The organism is Mitsuaria sp. GD03876 (assembly GCF_029840635.1).
GTDB lineage: Bacteria > Pseudomonadota > Gammaproteobacteria > Burkholderiales > Burkholderiaceae_C > Roseateles.
On the sequence record NZ_JAOCCU010000005.1, the window covers coordinates 82,872 to 98,276 of the forward strand.

Here is a 15,405-nt window from a genome sequence, read left to right on the forward strand (position 1 = left end):
ACCGCGGTGCCGTCCCGGCCGCGTCGAGCGACAGAACTTCCACCCCCGTCTGGAGAGATTCATGGTCCCGCGTCCCTCGCCGTGCGCCGCCTCGCGCACCTTCCGCCGAACCCCGTTGCTGCTGGCCGTCGGCTCGCTGATCAGCCTGGCCGCCGCCGCCCAGCAGGCCGCCCCCGAGCCCCCGAAGCCGGAGGCCAAGCCCGGCGCGGACGACAAGGCGCCGGTGGCGCTGGACCGCGTCGAGATCACCTCCAGCAAGCGCCGCCAGCTGCAGAGCGAGATCGCCGGCACCGTCACCGCGCTGTCGGGCAGCAAGCTCGAGCAGCTGGGCGCCGTCGACGCCGAGAGCGTCTTCAAGCTCAGCCCCGGCGTGCAGTTCAACAAGGGCAACGCCGACGGCGCGCTCTACAGCATCCGCGGCATCGGCACCAACACCAGCTCGGACAACGTCATCTTCGGCCAGGCCTCGACCGGCATCTACATCGAGGACGTGCCCTTCACCGACCCCTACGTCTACATCTCCAGCCCCGACGTGATGCCCTTCGACCTGGAGCGCGTCGAGGTGCTGCGCGGGCCGCAGGGCGCGCTGTACGGCTCGTCCTCGCTGGGCGGCGCGGTGCGCTACCTGTTCGCCAAGCCCGACCTGCGCGAGCAGCGCTTCACCGTGCAGGCCGGCGCCAGCAGCGTCTCCGGCGGCGGCACCGGCTACAACTGGGCCGCGATGGCCAACCAGCCGCTGGTCGACGGCGTGGCCGCGCTGCGCGTCGTGCTGGGCAAGCGCCGCGACCCGGGCTACGTCGACAACGGCACCACCGGCCGCAAGGACGTCAACGTCGGCAACGCCGACTCGGCCCGCGTGATCCTGGCGGTCAAGCCGATGACCGGCCTGGACCTGACCGCCACCTACGTGCGGCAGAAGAGCACGCAGGACGGCGACTCCGGCGTCTCGCCCGACCCGAACCGGCTCAGCGTCAACGCGCCGACCGACGCGAAGGTCGATTCGAAATTCGACCTCGGCACCGTGCAGGTCAACTGGGAGGTGGCCGGCCTGCGGCTGACCTCGCTGACCGGCTACCAGACCAAGCGCCGCAACCAGGACAGCGACCTGACCTACCAGCTGGTCCCCGACTTCACGATCTACGGCGGCGTGAACTACCCCAACGTGGACCGGGCGCTGAACACCGAGCGGCGCAGCTCCAACTCGTTCACGCAGGAGATCCGGCTGGCCCCGGCCACGCCCGGCGACCTGAACTGGCTGGTCGGCGCCTTCCACCAGAAGGCCAACTTCTTCCGCACGCAGAAGGTCACGCTGCCCGGCGCCAACGACCCGGAGAACCTGCCCGGCGACATCTACTTCGAGACGCTGCGCCGCGGCGAGGCGGTCGAGAACTCCGTCTTCGCCGACGTGGACTGGAAGCTCACGCCGAACTGGAACGTCGGCGCCGGCGCCCGCCGCTTCAAGACCAGCGTCGACTTCGAGCGCTCCAACTTCGGCGCGCCGCTGGACTACTTCCAGGACAAGGACAGCGGCACCACGCCGCGCTTCAGCACGCGCTACCAGTTCTCGCCGCAGGTCGCGGCCTACGCGACCGCGTCGCGCGGCTATCGCTTCGGCGGCATCAACACGACCGGCTCGACGCCCTACAAGTCCGACTCGCTGTGGAACTACGAGGCCGGGCTGCGGCTGCAGCCGGCGCGCAACCTCTCGTTGGACCTGAGCGTGTTCACGCTGGATTGGAAGAACATCCAGGTCTCGACCGCGAATCCGGAGGGCTTCATCGTGATCGGCAACGTGGCCAAGGCCCGCTCCAACGGCCTGGAGGCGACGCTGGGCTGGCGGCCCCGCAGCGACCTGACGCTCAACGCGTCGGTCGCGGTGACGGACGCCAAGCTGGGTGCGTCCTTCGTGTCGGCCAACGGCCGCGACGTGGCCTCCGGCACGCAGCTGCCGGGCGTGGCGAAGTTCCAGTCCACGCTGGAGGCGGCCTACCGCTGGGCCGGCCCGTTCGACGCCAGCTCCACGCTCGGCGCGGTGCTGCAGCACACCGGCAAGCGCAAGGCGCAGCTCGACGCCGACCTGGACCTGCCCGCCTACACGACGCTGGACCTGCGCTGGACGCTGACCTGGTCGCAGATCGAGCTGGCCGTGTTCGCGCAGAACGTGGCCGACAAGCGGGGCCAGTCCAGCGCGGTGGTGAACTACTCGACCTACCAGAACCCGGGCGCGGTGAACTACACGCAGTGGTATCCGATCCGCCCCCGCACCGTCGGGCTGAACCTGCGTTATGACTATTGATGCCGTGCCCGCCGCCGCGCCGCGGACGGAAGAACGGGGCGGCGCCGGCCCCCTCGTGGTGCTGGCGGTGCTCACGCTGGTCAACGCGGCGGCGCAGTCCGGCAGCACGCTGCTGTCGGCGGTGCTGCCGCTGATCAAGGCGGAGTTCGGTTTCTCCGACGCGCAGCTCGGGCTGCTGACCGGCTACGGCTCGGCGGTGTCGTACGCGCTGCTGGCGCTGCCGATCTCGCACTGGGCCGGGCGCCATGGCAACTCGCTGGTGCTGGCCGTCAGCATGGCGGTCTGCGCGGTGGCCAACTTCGTGACCGCGGGCTGCAGCTCGCTGTGGCACCTGATCGCCGCGCGGCTGGTGGCCGGCACCGGGCCCGCCGCCGCCTGGCCGCTGGGGCAGGCGCTGGTGGCGGAGCACTTCCCGCCGCGGCGGCGCTCGGGCGCGATGGCGGCCTACACCGCCGGGGACTTCATCGGCGGCACGCTGCCGCTGGTGATCGGCGCCTGGCTGGCGGTGCGACATGGCTGGCGCTCGGCCTTCCTGGTGTTCGGCGTCGCGATGCTCGGCGTCGCGCTGTTGCAGCGCTGGCTGGTGCGCGACCAACCGGCCGTCGCGGTCGAGCCGGTCGAGGCCAGCGCCGACGACGAGCCCGCGCCGCGCTGGCAGGACGGCGTGCGCGAGCTGATGCGCCAGGGCGCGTTCGTGCACATCATGTTCGCCTTCAGCTGGGCGTCGTTCGCGGTCTACGGGCTGTCGCAGTGGATGCCCAGCTTCTACAACCGGCAGTTCGGGCTGCGGCCCGACGAGGCGGCCGCCTTCTTCGGCGGCGCCTATGCCGGCGGCGCGCTGCTGGGGCTGCTGCTGGGCGGCGTGATGGGCAACCGCATCGGCGGCGACCGCATGGACCGGCTGCTGGTCTTCTGCATGGGGACCTACCTGCTGACCTTCCCCTGCATCCTGGGCGTGCTGTTCGCGCCCAGCCTGCCGGTGGCCTTCGCCGCGCACGTGGCGGCCACCACCTTCGGCGCCATGCCCAACGGGCCGGTGCTGTCGATGATCCACGGGACCGTGCCGCGCCGGCTGCGCGTGCTGGCCTCGTCCGTCTTCCTGCTGGTGCTGACCCTGCTCGGCAACGGCGGAGGCCCGCTGCTGATCGGCCTGGGCAGCGACCTGCTGGCCGCCCGGTACGGCGGCGAATCGCTCAAGTACGCCATGCTCGCTGTGAAGCTGCTCGGCGTGATGCTCTTCATCCATCTCGGGATCGCCTGGCGCAACGCCCGGCGCGACGCCCGCCAGTAAAAGGAGACGGCCATGACGGCCCATGTGTTGCCCGCGCTGCGGGAAGAGGACTACTACGCCCTGCGCAACCCCAACGACCCGCAGATCTCGCCGGACGGCCGCTGGGTGGCCTACACGCTGGCGCGGCCGCTGGCCGACGAGGACGTGTGGACCGAGGAGGTCCGCGTCGTCGAGCGCGCCGGGCGGCGGGCCTTCACGATCGGCGCCGGCAGCCAGCCGCGCTGGTCGCCCGACAGCGGCCGGCTCGCCTGGGTGCGGCCGGCGGCGGACGGCTGCGAGATCGCGCTGTGGGACGTCGCGACGCGGCGCGAGACGCTGGCCGCGCCCTTGCCCGAAGGCGCGCAGGGCCTGGCCTGGTCGCCCGACGGCGCGCGCATCGCCTTCGTGATGCTGGTGCGCGAGGCGCCGCCCCGCGGACCGCTGCGCGAGGCACCCGCCTGGCATGCGCGGCGCACCGCGCAGTGGGCGCCGCCGGCGCGCTACACCGAGCGGGCGCTGCGCCGGCTCGAAGGCCTGGACGACGAGCGGCCCCACGGCCATCACCAGATCCATCTGCTGGAGGTGGCCAGCGGCGCGGTGCGCCAGTTCACCTTCGATCCGTTCGACCACGGCGGCCCGGCGTCGGCGATCACCAAGCTCAACCTGGCCGGACGGATCAACTGGACGCCGGACGGCCGCCACCTGCTGATGTCGATGCAGCGGCCCGCGCCGACGCAGGGCCCGTGGGATCCGGAGCTCAACCTCGCCTCGGAGGTCTACGAGTTCGCGCTGGCCGACGGCGCGGTGCGCCAGCTCAGCGACTTCGGCGGCGTGGTCTGCCGCGCGACGCTGTCGCCGGACGGCCGGTGGATCGCCTTCGCCGGCTTCAAGAACCGGCGGCGCGCCTTCCACACGCACAGCGTGCACGTGATGCCGCGCGAAGGCGGCCCGATCCGTTCCTTCGCCCACCCGGAGACGCTGGAGATCCACCAGGACCTGGTCTGGGAGCCCGACAGCCAGGCGCTGCTGGTGCTGCAGACGCGCCAGGGCGACGGCGGCCTGGCGCGCCTGGACCTGCAAGGCCGCTGGTCGATGCGGCGCACCGGGCTGGGCGGCTCGGCGGCGTCGGGCTACGTGCTCTGGAACAAGGGCATCAGCGTGTCCGACGACGGCCAGGTCGCCTACCTGGAAGGCCGCGCCGACCGCACCGACGAGGTCGCGGTGCTGCACGCCGACGGCGTGCGCAGCGAGCAGCTGAGCGAGCACGGCGCCTGGCTGGCCGAACGCGCCGTCGCGCCCATCGAGATGCTGTGGGCGCCGACGCCCACGCCGACGCAAGGCTGGCTGCTGCGGCCGCCCGGCGCGCGCGCCGGGGAGCGGCTGCCGTTGATCGTCTGGCTGCATGGCGGGCCCTACCTGGCCTGGGGGCCGCATTTCGCGATCGCGCCGCAGTTGTGGGCGGCGCGCGGCTACGCGGTGCTGATGCTCAATCCGCGCGGCTCGCTGGGCTACGGCGAAGCCTTCACCGACGCGATCCATCACAACTTCCCCGGCCCGGACGACCTGCGGATCGTCGACGCGGTCGAGCATGTCGTGCAGACGCAGGGCCTCGACACGGACCGGGTGTTCCTGGCGGGCGAGTCCGCCGGCGGGTTGATGTCGAGCTGGCTGATCGGGCACACCGACCGCTTCAAGAGCGCGGCGGTGGTCTACGGGGTGATGGACTGGACCAGCGCGGTGCTGACCCAGGACCGGTCCGACTACTACCCCTTCTACTGGCGCCCCGCCCCGCCGTGGGAGCCCGGCATGCTGGAGAACTACTGGCAGCACTCGCCGATCTCGGTGGTGAACCGGGTCAAGACGCCCACCATCGTGCTGTGCGGCGACGTGGACTGGCGCACGCCGCTGTCGCAGTCGGAGATGTATTACACGGCGCTCAAGCTCTGCGGCGTGAAGGCGGCGCTGGCCACCTTCCCCGACAACAACCACGGACTGGAACGGCATCCGAGCCAGTACCTGGACATGCTGGACCTGATCGTGCAGTGGTTCCGCAAGAGCGAGGCGGAGGACGAGGCCGCCGGCGAACGCGTCGGTCAGCGGTCGGGCGCGACCCGGTAGGTCGACCGGTCCGGCGGCGGGCGCGGTTCGGTGGCGTACCGGGGCCCGGTGCCGCCACGGTCCCGTCAGGCCGCCGGCGAATCGCCCACCGCCGGCGGCGCCTCGCGCGCCGGTGGCTGCGGCGCCAGGTAGCCCGCCAGCAGGAACAGCGCGCCCATGCCCAGCAGGCTGCCGACGATGCCCATCGGCGAGAAGGCCCAGCTGCCCAGCGACAGCAGCAGCTTGGCCATCGCGATCGCGCAGACGACGGCGGAGACCTGCCAGGCCAGGCGCTCGCGGCGCCGGGTGCTCAGGAACAGCGAGGCGACACCGACGGCGGCCAGCGCCAGCGGCAACAGGTAGCTCTCCCAGGCGAGCGGGAAGGCGGCATCGGGCCCGTCGGTCGCGCCGCGGACCACGACATAGCCCATCGCCACGCCCAGGGCCGCCGTGGCCACCCGACGGGCCTCCACCGGGACGGCATCGCCGAGCATCCGCCACGTCGCCAGCGCCGCGAAGAAGGCGATCGCGGCCAGCCACCAGACCGCCTGCGTCGTCTCGGCGGACGGCTCCGCGGCGAGCACCAGCGGGATCGCCGACGTCAGCAACCCCACCAGCGCCACGCGCGGCGCCGTGATGGCGCCGCCGGCGCCGAGGGCCGCCAGCGCGGGCCAGGCGCGCAGGACCTGCGCGAACGCCGCCGTGCCGGTGACCGCCAGCAGCGCGATCACGGGCCACGGATAGGACAGCGCGTGGGCGACGAGCGCCGGCAGCAGGCCGGCGAGCCAGAGCTGCGCCTTGATGGGTTCGGCCAGGCGCGGGTCCATCGGCCGGCGCAGGCGCCAGCCGGCCATCGCGGCGCCGAAGACGACCGGCGCGATCAGCGCGGCCAGGTTCATCGCGCGCGCCAGGGTGGGCTGCGACGGCACCAACGCCAACCAAGCCAACGCCAAGGCGCCAGCGAACAGCGCCGACACGGGCGTCGGCGTCGAGGTCCGCGTCGACGTCCGCACGGGCATCGCCAGCGGGTTCGGGACGGGAGCCGGCGCCGTGGGCGTCGGCCTCTCCCGGACCTCGCCGAGCGCCGGTCCGCGACGCCACATCCGGACCGCCACGCTGACCGCGGTGACCGCCAACAGGATCAACACGAACGTCGGCCACGCTTCGGCGCCCAGTCCCAGCTGCCGGTAGGTGAAGACCGCCGCGGCCCCGACCGTGATGACCGCCGCCAATCGGGCGTCGAGGGCCCGGCCGAGATAGTCCATGCGCAGCGAGAGCGCGAGCGCCGCGAGCAGCAGCAACCCGGCCGGCCATGAGCCCGTCACGCCGGTCATCGACACCGCGCCGACGATCACCAGGCCGCGGGCCACCCAGCGGCGGATGAACGACCCGTCGCGCGCCGAGAGCATCAGGATCGCGCCCTCGGCGAACAGGCCCAGGCTCGACACCGCCGGGGACAGATCGCCCTGCATCAAGCCGGCGGCCACGCTGAACGCCGCGAGCACCCAGGCCGTCTCGCGCAGCGCGGGCTGCGGGAAGGCCTTCATCGCGCCGAGGCCCAGCATTGCCGCCGCGGCGAACGCGACCGCCATGAACGCCAACGGCCCCAGCAGCCAGCCCTGGACCCCCAGGTAGAGCACGACGCTCATCGAGAAGCAGGTCACCAGGATCGGCGTCTCCCAGGCCAGGCGCGCCGCGCCCGAGGCTGCTGGCATGGCTGTCGCGCTCGCACTCGCACTCGCGCTCGCACTCGCATCCGACTCCGACTCCGACTCCGACTCCGACTCGGAGCCCGAACCCGAACCCGATCGTGCATGGGACGCCCTGGCGTCGGCGACCGCGTCCGCCTTGCCGCCATAGCGATTCGCCCAGATCAGCGCCCAGCCGGCGAACTGCGCGAGGTAGGCGTGGAGCAACGCCTGCTGCTGCCACGCGGGCAGCGCCGGTTCATGGGCCGAGCCGACGGTGGCGAGCGACGCCAGCCCCGCCGCGCAGACATGCGCGTGGACGCCGATCTCCTGCCAGCGCCGCGTGTGGCTGACCCACAGCGCCGAGGCGGTGACGATCAGGCCGTAGATCAGGTTGAACAGCAGCCCGCCCGCTCCGTACATCGCCAGCAGCGGCGCGGCGTAGGCGCCGAGGAAACCAACGCCGGCCAGGACCTTCGCGTCCTCCTTCAGCGAGCGCCAGACCAGCACGCCCGAGATCGCCGCGAACAGCGTCAAGGCCGTCCACGGCGTCAGCACCTCGTAGCCGGACGCGCCCGCGTAGGTGGCGAGGTAACCGATCGCGGCGGCGCCGCCCTGCACGACCTGACCCCACAGCGCGTTGCGCGCGCTCAGCCGCACGCCGGCGAAGCCCAGGCCCGCGGCCGCCGCCCAGGCCAGCGAGACCTTGGCGATCGGGGACAGCAGGTGACCCCATTCGATCGAATGGAACAGGAAGACGAAGCCCAGCAGCAGCAGGCCGATGCCGGCGACCGCGAACAGGTTCTTGCGCAGCAGGTCGAACAACGAGACCTGCCAGGACGGCTTGGTGTCGACGGGCGCGTTGATCGTCGGCACCGGGAGGCTCGCCGCCTTCGGTCGCGGCGGCATGGGCGCCTGTGGCGCCGTGCCTTCCGCGGCGGGTGCGGCGGGTGCGGCAGTCGCGGCAGTCGCAGCGGTCGCGGCGGTCGCCCCGGCCGGTGTCGGCGCGGCGCTCGCCGCTGCGGGCCGTGGCCCGTCGGCGGGCGGCGCGGCGGACACGACGACCTCCGACGGCAGCGGTGCGCGGCGGACGGTCTCGGCCGGCCGCTTGGCCAGGAGTTCTTCCAACTGCCGGACACGCCGCTTCAGCGCAGCGAGGTCCGACCAGAGGATGCCGACGGCGACAAGGAGTAACAGGGTGACGAACGCGCTCATGGCCGCGCAGTGTGCGCGAAGCGCCGGCGCCGTCCATGCCGAAAACACGGGGGAGCGCCAGGCGCCCCCCACCCGTTCAGGAGGCGCGACTCACCGCAATTGGTCGCGCGCCGCCTTGGCCACCAGGTAGATCCGGCCCGGCTGGTCCAGCGATTCCTCGTCCTCGGCGATCGCCGCCAGCGCCGTGTCGAGCACGCGCCGCGCCGCGACCGTGTCTCCGCGCTGCTGCAGCGCCACGCCGCGCAGCGCGTCGATGCCCGCGCCCCAGGCGCCGGTAGCGCGGGTCGCCTCCAGCACCTCGGCGTCGAGCTGGTCGATCAGCGCCTGCGCCCGCGCCGTGTGGTGCAGCTGCAGTTCCACCAGCGCCAGCACGAAGGTCGCGTCCTGGGTCTGCGGCGCCTTGGGCCCCGCCAGCCGCGCGAGCTGCTGCTGCGCCTGGCGCGCCTTGTCCAGCGCCTGCGCCGCCTGGCCGGCCTCGTTCTGCGCCCGCGCCCAGTTCAGCATCGTGACGTAGGTGACCGGATGCGCGTCGCCCAGCTTGGCGCGGGCGCGGAGGTAGACCTTCTCGCCGTACTCGATCGCGCGCGGCCAGTCCGCGCGCCGGAACGCCACCGCCATCAGCTCGTTGAGCAGCGTGATGTGGCGCGAATGGTTCTCCCCCAGCCGGGCCACGATCACCGGCTGCGCCTGCAGCAGCAGCGCCTCCACCGCCGCGTGGTTCTCGCCCTGCGCCCGCGCCAGCGCCAGCCGGGTCATCGCGATCAGCAGCTCGTTGTCCTCCTTGCGGCCGCGCGCCTCCTCGATCAGCCGCCGGCCCTCCTCGCGCGCCTCCTCGTCCTTGCCGGCCATCGCCAGCGAGAAGATCAGGTCCAGGCGCAGCACGTCGCGCTGCGCGGTCGCCGCCGGGTCCCTCGCGTCCTCGCCCTCGACCGCGGCCCGCAGCACCGGCACCGCGCGCGCGAATTCGTTGCGGTCGACCAGCAGCGTGCCCTCGGCCATCGCCAGGCGCCGCCGCGCCTGCGCGTCGGTGGCCAGCAAGGGCGCGCTCAGCGCCTGCAGCCGTTCGAGTTCCTTCTGCGCCTCGTCGCGCCGGCCCAGCTTGCTCAGCACCCGCACCAGCACCGCCCTCGCCTGCAGGCCCTGGCGGCCGTCGGCCTCGCCGTCGCGCTCCATCAGCAGCAGCGCGGCGCGCGCCTCCTTCTCCGCGTCCGGGAACTGGTCGATGGCGCTGAACAGCGAAGCCAGGCTCTCGTGGATCGCCGCCTCGGTCTCGGACTGCGCGCCGAAGCGCTTGGGCACCCGGTCGCGCGCGCTCTGCAGCACCTCGCGCAGCGTCGTCTCCGCGCCCTTGGCCGAGACCAGCGGATTGGTCCGGCCGATCAGGTCCTCGGTCAGGAAACGGGTCAGCGCGGTCGCGCGCTCGAGCTCGGTGCGCGCCGCGTTGCGCGCCTGGACCGCTTCCTGCTGCAGCCAGACCGCCACCGCCACGCCCAGCACCAGCACCGCGATCAGCGCCCGCGCGATCGGACGCCGCGCCTGCGCGCGGGCCAGCGTCTCGCGGTCGCGCTTGAGCGCGTCCTCCGCGTCGCGGCTCGCCCGCAGCGCCGCCCGGCGCGCCTCCAGCCGGCGCAGCCGGTCGGCCAGCTCATCCGCGCCGGCCAGGCGGCGCAGCGGATTGCCGTCGGTGGCCAGGCGCAGGTCCTCGCGCAGCAACTCGTCCTCGATCTCGCTTTCCCAGCCCGGCGCCATCGGCTGCCCGACCCGCCCCGACAGCAGCTGGTACAGCAGCACGCCCAGCGCGTAGACATCGCTGCGCACCGTCGGCACATGGCCGGCGAACAGCTCCGGCGCCACGTACAGCGGCGTGCCGGTGGTGGCGTTGTCGCCGATCGCGCCCTCCTCCACCGTCATGCCCAGCCGCGTGATGCCGAGCTGCTCCAGCCGGTCCGCCTCCATCAGGTGGCCGCTGCCGAAGTCGGTCAGCCGGACCTGCGGCCGGGCCGGGTCGCCGTCGACCAGCACGTTGGCCGGTTTCAAGTCCTTGTGCAGCACGCCGACCGCGTGCGCCGCGGCCACCGCGTCGGCGATCTGCAGGAACAGCGCCAGCCGCGCCCCCGGGTCCAGCCGCGCCAGGTGGGCCTCCGCCCAGTCGCCCAGCGTCGCGCCGCCGTAGCGGCATTCCAGGAAGAACGGCGCGACCTCGAAGTTCCAGTCCAGCACCTCGACCACGCGGCCCGGGTCGTCCAGGCCTTCCTGCAGCAGCCGCAGCAAGGTCACCTCGCGCTTGAGCGCGCGCAGCCGGGTGGTGTCCAGCGCGAACTTGTAGACCCGCTGCTCCCGCGTCTTCGGATGCTCGCCCAGCCAGACCTCGCTGCCGCCGGTGCGGCCGAGCTGCCGGACCAGGGCGAAGTTCGCACGACCCGGCACCGGCTGGCCGGCCGCCAGCGCCAGCGGACTGGCGAACTGCCGCCCGACGGCGGTGCGGGTGACCGGTCCCTCGAGCCGGTAACCGACCCGGGCCTGCGTGGCGATGTGGCCGGCGTTGCTCTCGCCCAGCGCCCGGCGCAGCTTGTTGATCGCGTTGGGCAACACCTTGTCGACGGTGACCCGTCCGGCCCAGACCTCGCGCAGCAGTTCGTCCTTGGTCACGACCTCGCCGGCGTGCCGCAGCAGGTAGGCCAGCACCTCCAGGGCGCGGCGCTCGACTTCCACCGGCAGTCCGGCGACGCGCAGCTCGAAACGGGCTTCATCGAATTCGGCGGTACCGAATCGGTAACTGAAGGCTGACTTCTCCATCGAAACAGACATCAAAACCATCCAGGAAAGCGGTAACGCGGCGATTAAACCCCGGCCGCCGGAATCGCCCGGCGCGGGCCGACACGGGAATCGGCGACGTTACCGATCCGTTATCGGGCCGTGACCGGGGCGTGCCGACACCGCCGGGGGGCCAAACCTAGCATCGACCGCGATCGTGTCCTCCCAGGGCGCGAGACCCTTTTCGACCGCAACTCCATTCAAGGCATGACATACAAACAATCGAGAGAGACCGCCTCGCGGCAAGCGCGCAGGCTCGGGTGGCTGGCGGTGGCCGTGATCGCCGCGTCGGCGCTGACCGGTTGCCTGGAAGACGATTCCGATGACCCGGTCGATCCCGGCCCCGGCGGTCCGGGCGGCCCGGGCACCCCGGTGACCTACGCGGTGACGGCCAGCGTCACCGGCAACGGCAAGATCACCAGCAACACCGGCGGCCTGGACTGCGGCACCGCCTGCACCGCCACGGTGGCGGCCAACACGGTCCTGCAACTGACGGCGACGCCGGCCGCCGGCCAGGTCTTCGACAGCTGGGGCGGCGCCTGCGCCACCACCGCCACGCCGACTTGCAGCGTGACGGTGACCCAGGCGACGGCGGTCTCGGCCACCTTCCGGGCCGCGCCGACCGCCACCTTCGGCCTGACGGTGGCCGTCACCGGTAACGGCAAGGTCACCTCGCTGCCCGCCGGCATCGATTGCGGCACCGCCTGCAGCGCCACCTACGCCGCGGCCACGCAGGTCGTGCTGACGGCCGCGCCCGCGCAGGGCCAAGTGCTGCAAGGCTGGGGCGGCGCCTGTTCCGGCACCGCCGCGGCCTGCACGGTGACGATGAGCGAGGCCCGCAACGTGACGGCCGCCTTCGCCGCGGCCCCGGCGGCGGCCAAGGCCTGGCAGGCCGCGGCGCTGATGGAGGACAGCAACGACTTCAACGTCGGCGAGACCAACCAGTTCGCCGACGCCCACCTGCTGTCGGCGGTGGACGGGTCGGGCAACGCGATGATCCTGTGGGAGCAGTCGGACGGCACGCCGGACGGCCGCACCCGCAAGGTGTTCTCGCGCCGCTACACGGCGGGCCAGGGCTGGGCCGCCGCGGTGGTGGTGCCGGGCCTGACGACGACCAGCGAGCGCGAGGAGATGGTCTCCGGCCGCCTGCTGATGGACGCCGCCGGCACCGCGGTCTGGGTGCGGGAGAACTTCCAGACGCGCCGCTACGCCGTGGGCACCGGCTGGACGGCGACGCCGTTCGCGCCGACCAACGGCGGCGGCGGCGAGCTGACCGACGCGCGCATCGACGCCGACGGCAACGTCCACCTCGTGGGCATCGGCAACGGCGACGTGCGCTACAGCCGCCTGCCCGCGGGCAGCAACCAGTGGCCGGCGTTCGTCGACATCAGCCAGTCGTCGCTCGAGACCCGTGCCGCCCAGCTGGCCGTCAGCGCCCAGGGCGCGGTGACGGTGGCGTGGAAGGAGCGCAACCCGGGCGACTCGAACGACAGCATGAAGGCCACCCGCTTCACCGGCGGCGCCTGGCAGACGCCGGTGCGCATCGAGGAGATCCTGACCAACGTGCAGGACACGATCCCGCGCCTGGGCGGCGACGCCGCGGGCAACGCGATCGCGGCCTGGCACCAGGGCAACGCGATCTACGCGAGCCGCTACGACGTCGCGACCAACGCCTGGAGCACGCCGGCCGCGCTGGACACCACGCTGGTGAGCAGCATCTCGTCGATCGAGCTGGCGATGAACGCCGACGGCAAGGCGGTGATCACCTGGAGCGCGAGCACCTCGCCGCTCAAGGCCGCGACCTACGTGCCGGGCACCGGTTTCTCGGCCGCGGCGATGGCGCATGGCTATGCGGCCGGGCACGGCGTGAGCATCGACGGAGACGGCCGTGCGGTGCTGGTCTACCGCAGCCCGGACCTGGGACCGCCGCTGGGCAGCGTCCAGAACCTGTACGCGCGTGAACTGCCGTGGGGCGGCGCCTGGAGCGCGGCCACGCTGCTGGAGAGCGGCGCGCCGGAGGTCAAGGGCGGCTTCGCCTGCTCGCTGAACCCGGCGGGCCAGGCGGTCTGCGTCTGGGCGCAGTACGACACCACGGCCACCGACGACCGCAACAGCCTGTGGAGCGCCATCCGCAAGTGAGGCCCCCGCTCAGGGAGAGCACCCGCCCCGGCCGATCGCGGCCGGGGCTTCGGCGGGCCGGTGGCTAACATCGGCCCGCTTTGTCCTGCACGCAACTTCAAGGGAGACACGAATGAAGGCAGTCTTGACCGGATGGCTGGTGGCCATCGCGCTCCAGGGATCGTTCGCGGAGGCCGCGCCGCCGGTGTCGCCGACCTCCGCGGCGGCTCCGGCCGCGTCGCCGCTGGTGGGCCAGTGGGCGCTGGATGTCGGCACGCTGCCGATGCCGCCGGAGATGCGGCCCCAGCGCGTGGAGCTGGACTTCCGCGCCGCCGCCGACGGCAAGTGGACGACGCAGGTCGACATCGTCGACGCCAAGGGCGGCCGGATGCAGTCCACGTCCACGCTGGCGCTGGACGGCACGCCGGGGCGCGCCACGGGGAACTACTGGGTCGACGTCGTCAACGCCAAGATGCCGGCGCCCAACGTGCTGGTCATGCAGTTCGTCTACGAAGGCATCCCGCGATCGACGCGGGTCTACTCGGTCAGCCCGGACGGCCAGGTGCTGACGGAGACCGAGGCCTACTTCAAGGACGGCGCGCCGGTGCTGCGCACGGCGCTGTTCAGCCGCGCGGCCCGCAAGCCCTGAGGCGCCCCGCCCTCGCGGTCGTTCTCGCGCCCGGCCTCGCTCAGACGAGGCCGAGTCCGGCGAGGATCGACCCGATGCCCATCGCGCCGGTGACGGCCGCGTAGAAGAAGGCCATCTTGGGCGTCGACGGCCAGGAGAGGTTCTCGCAGAACCAGCGCAGGCCGCGCAGGAAGAAGGTCCGGTCGCTGAAGCGGACGCTGGCCAGGAACATCAGGCTCCACGCGATCAGCGTCAGGCCCATCAGCACCGATTTCATGCCGCCGTCGGCGCGCAGCGCGCCGGCGGTCAGGGCGGCGAGGAAGGCGATCAGGCAATAGCCCAGGACATCGCCGCGCGGTCGCGGCGAATTCGGATCGGAAGGGGGAGCGGTCATCGTCGTCGGAAAGGCGCGTCGCGTGGCGGCCGGGAGGTCGGCCGCGCCACCGCGCGCGCGGCGCAGCATACCGCCCGCGGGTTCAGCGGGACCAGTCGTAGGGCGTCGTCGTCGACACCTTGACAAGGCCGGAGGCTTCGAGGATCGGCCGCGAGAAGTCCGTCGAATCGCTGTGGATCAGCGACTTGCCCAAGGCCAGCGCGGCACGTGCCCGCGCGGCGGTCAACGCGCGATAGATGCCGCGCCCGCGCCAGGCCGGGCGCGTCGCGCCGCCCCAGATGCCGGCGAACGCGGTGCCGGCCACCGGCTCCAGGCGGCCGCCGGTGATCACCTCGCCCGCGGCCTCGGCGATCCACAGGCTCGTGCCGTCGCCGCGGGCCAGGTGCTCGAGCATCGAGGCCGTCATCGGCGCCGGGTCGCCATCGCCGAAGACCTCGGCCTGCATCGCGCACAGGCGCGCGACGTCCTCCGGCTCGTGGATCGAGCGCAGCGTCACGCCGTCGGGCAACGGGACGTCGGCGACCAGCAGGCGGGCCTCGCCGACCATGATCGATTCCGGCTCGCCCGGCGCGAAACCGTGGGCGACGAGCGTGTCGTGCAAGCCCGGCGCATGGTCGTGGGCGCGGGTCTTCCATTCGACGTGAAGGATCGCGGGATCGGCCTGGAAATGCCGCAGCGCGTCGACGACCAGGCGGCGGACCTCCGCGGCATCGGCGCCGCCGAGGTCGCGGTAGCTGACGAAGCCCTGCCCTCGGGCGAAGGTCACCAGCCGCAGCGGTCCCAGCGAGCTCACGGCGATGGCGCCGGCGGCTTCGGCATCGCCGCGGAGTTGGGCGTCGTAGGCGGCGAGCAGGGAGTCGGTGTCTTGCATGGCGAGCGATGATG

Annotated in this window: 9 protein-coding genes; 5 read left to right on the top strand and 4 right to left on the bottom strand. The window is 72.8% G+C overall.

The features are described from left to right. The first annotated feature begins 61 nt into the window (after window positions 1–61). Genes N5D62_RS04945 through N5D62_RS04955 form a run of 3 tightly spaced genes read left to right on the top strand, consistent with a single transcriptional unit; the run spans window position 62 to window position 5,684 of the window. Window positions 62–2,296, top strand: a complete 2,235-nt coding sequence (locus N5D62_RS04945; RefSeq protein WP_279756509.1) for a TonB-dependent receptor — start codon at window positions 62–64, stop codon at window positions 2,294–2,296. Then, window positions 2,286–3,587 carry an MFS transporter gene (locus N5D62_RS04950; protein ID WP_279756510.1) on the top strand — a complete coding sequence of 434 codons (1,302 nt, stop codon included), beginning with the start codon at window positions 2,286–2,288 and terminating at the stop codon, window positions 3,585–3,587. The genes N5D62_RS04945 and N5D62_RS04950 overlap by 11 nt, the downstream gene beginning before the upstream one ends. A 12-nt stretch (window positions 3,588–3,599) precedes the next feature. Further along, window positions 3,600–5,684 carry a S9 family peptidase gene (locus N5D62_RS04955; protein WP_279756511.1) on the top strand — a complete coding sequence of 695 codons (2,085 nt, stop codon included), beginning with the start codon at window positions 3,600–3,602 and terminating at the stop codon, window positions 5,682–5,684. Between the two features lie 65 nt (window positions 5,685–5,749). On the opposite strand, the gene N5D62_RS04960 is transcribed toward N5D62_RS04955, so the two are convergent. Continuing rightward, window positions 5,750–8,260 (bottom strand): DUF2339 domain-containing protein, encoded by a 2,511-nt coding sequence (locus N5D62_RS04960; protein WP_279756513.1) that lies wholly within the window; start codon window positions 8,258–8,260, stop codon window positions 5,750–5,752. A 396-nt stretch (window positions 8,261–8,656) separates the two neighbouring features. Then, on the bottom strand, window positions 8,657–11,374 hold the full coding sequence (locus tag N5D62_RS04965) for a winged helix-turn-helix domain-containing protein (protein ID WP_279756515.1): 2,718 nt from the start codon (window positions 11,372–11,374) through the stop codon (window positions 8,657–8,659). 213 nt (window positions 11,375–11,587) lie between these two features. Here N5D62_RS04965 and N5D62_RS04970 point away from each other — a divergent pair, with 213 nt between their 5' ends. Next, window positions 11,588–13,519, top strand: coding sequence for a hypothetical protein (locus N5D62_RS04970; RefSeq protein ID WP_279756517.1), 1,932 nt, complete (start codon window positions 11,588–11,590; stop codon window positions 13,517–13,519). 112 nt (window positions 13,520–13,631) lie between these two features. Next, window positions 13,632–14,147: a hypothetical protein gene (locus N5D62_RS04975; protein WP_279756519.1), complete on the top strand. Its 516-nt coding sequence runs from the start codon at window positions 13,632–13,634 to the stop codon at window positions 14,145–14,147. A 40-nt stretch (window positions 14,148–14,187) separates the two neighbouring features. Here N5D62_RS04975 and N5D62_RS04980 read toward each other — a convergent pair whose 3' ends face one another. Both N5D62_RS04980 and N5D62_RS04985 read right to left on the bottom strand, forming a co-directional pair. After that, window positions 14,188–14,520: a hypothetical protein gene (locus N5D62_RS04980; RefSeq protein ID WP_279756521.1), complete on the bottom strand. Its 333-nt coding sequence runs from the start codon at window positions 14,518–14,520 to the stop codon at window positions 14,188–14,190. Between the two features lie 82 nt (window positions 14,521–14,602). Further along, complete coding sequence (locus tag N5D62_RS04985) at window positions 14,603–15,391, bottom strand: hypothetical protein (protein WP_279756523.1); 789 nt, start codon at window positions 15,389–15,391, stop codon at window positions 14,603–14,605. Window positions 15,392–15,405 lie beyond the last annotated feature (14 nt).

Coding starts and splice junctions, on each gene's coding strand:
- N5D62_RS04945 (WP_279756509.1), top strand. CDS start 62: ATGGTCCCGCGTCCCTCGCCGTGCGCCGCCTCGCGCACCTTCCGCCGA.
- N5D62_RS04950 (WP_279756510.1), top strand. CDS start 2,286: ATGACTATTGATGCCGTGCCCGCCGCCGCGCCGCGGACGGAAGAACGG.
- N5D62_RS04955 (WP_279756511.1), top strand. CDS start 3,600: ATGACGGCCCATGTGTTGCCCGCGCTGCGGGAAGAGGACTACTACGCC.
- N5D62_RS04960 (WP_279756513.1), bottom strand. CDS start 8,260: ATGCCGCCGCGACCGAAGGCGGCGAGCCTCCCGGTGCCGACGATCAAC.
- N5D62_RS04965 (WP_279756515.1), bottom strand. CDS start 11,374: ATGTCTGTTTCGATGGAGAAGTCAGCCTTCAGTTACCGATTCGGTACC.
- N5D62_RS04970 (WP_279756517.1), top strand. CDS start 11,588: ATGACATACAAACAATCGAGAGAGACCGCCTCGCGGCAAGCGCGCAGG.
- N5D62_RS04975 (WP_279756519.1), top strand. CDS start 13,632: ATGAAGGCAGTCTTGACCGGATGGCTGGTGGCCATCGCGCTCCAGGGA.
- N5D62_RS04980 (WP_279756521.1), bottom strand. CDS start 14,520: ATGACCGCTCCCCCTTCCGATCCGAATTCGCCGCGACCGCGCGGCGAT.
- N5D62_RS04985 (WP_279756523.1), bottom strand. CDS start 15,391: ATGCAAGACACCGACTCCCTGCTCGCCGCCTACGACGCCCAACTCCGC.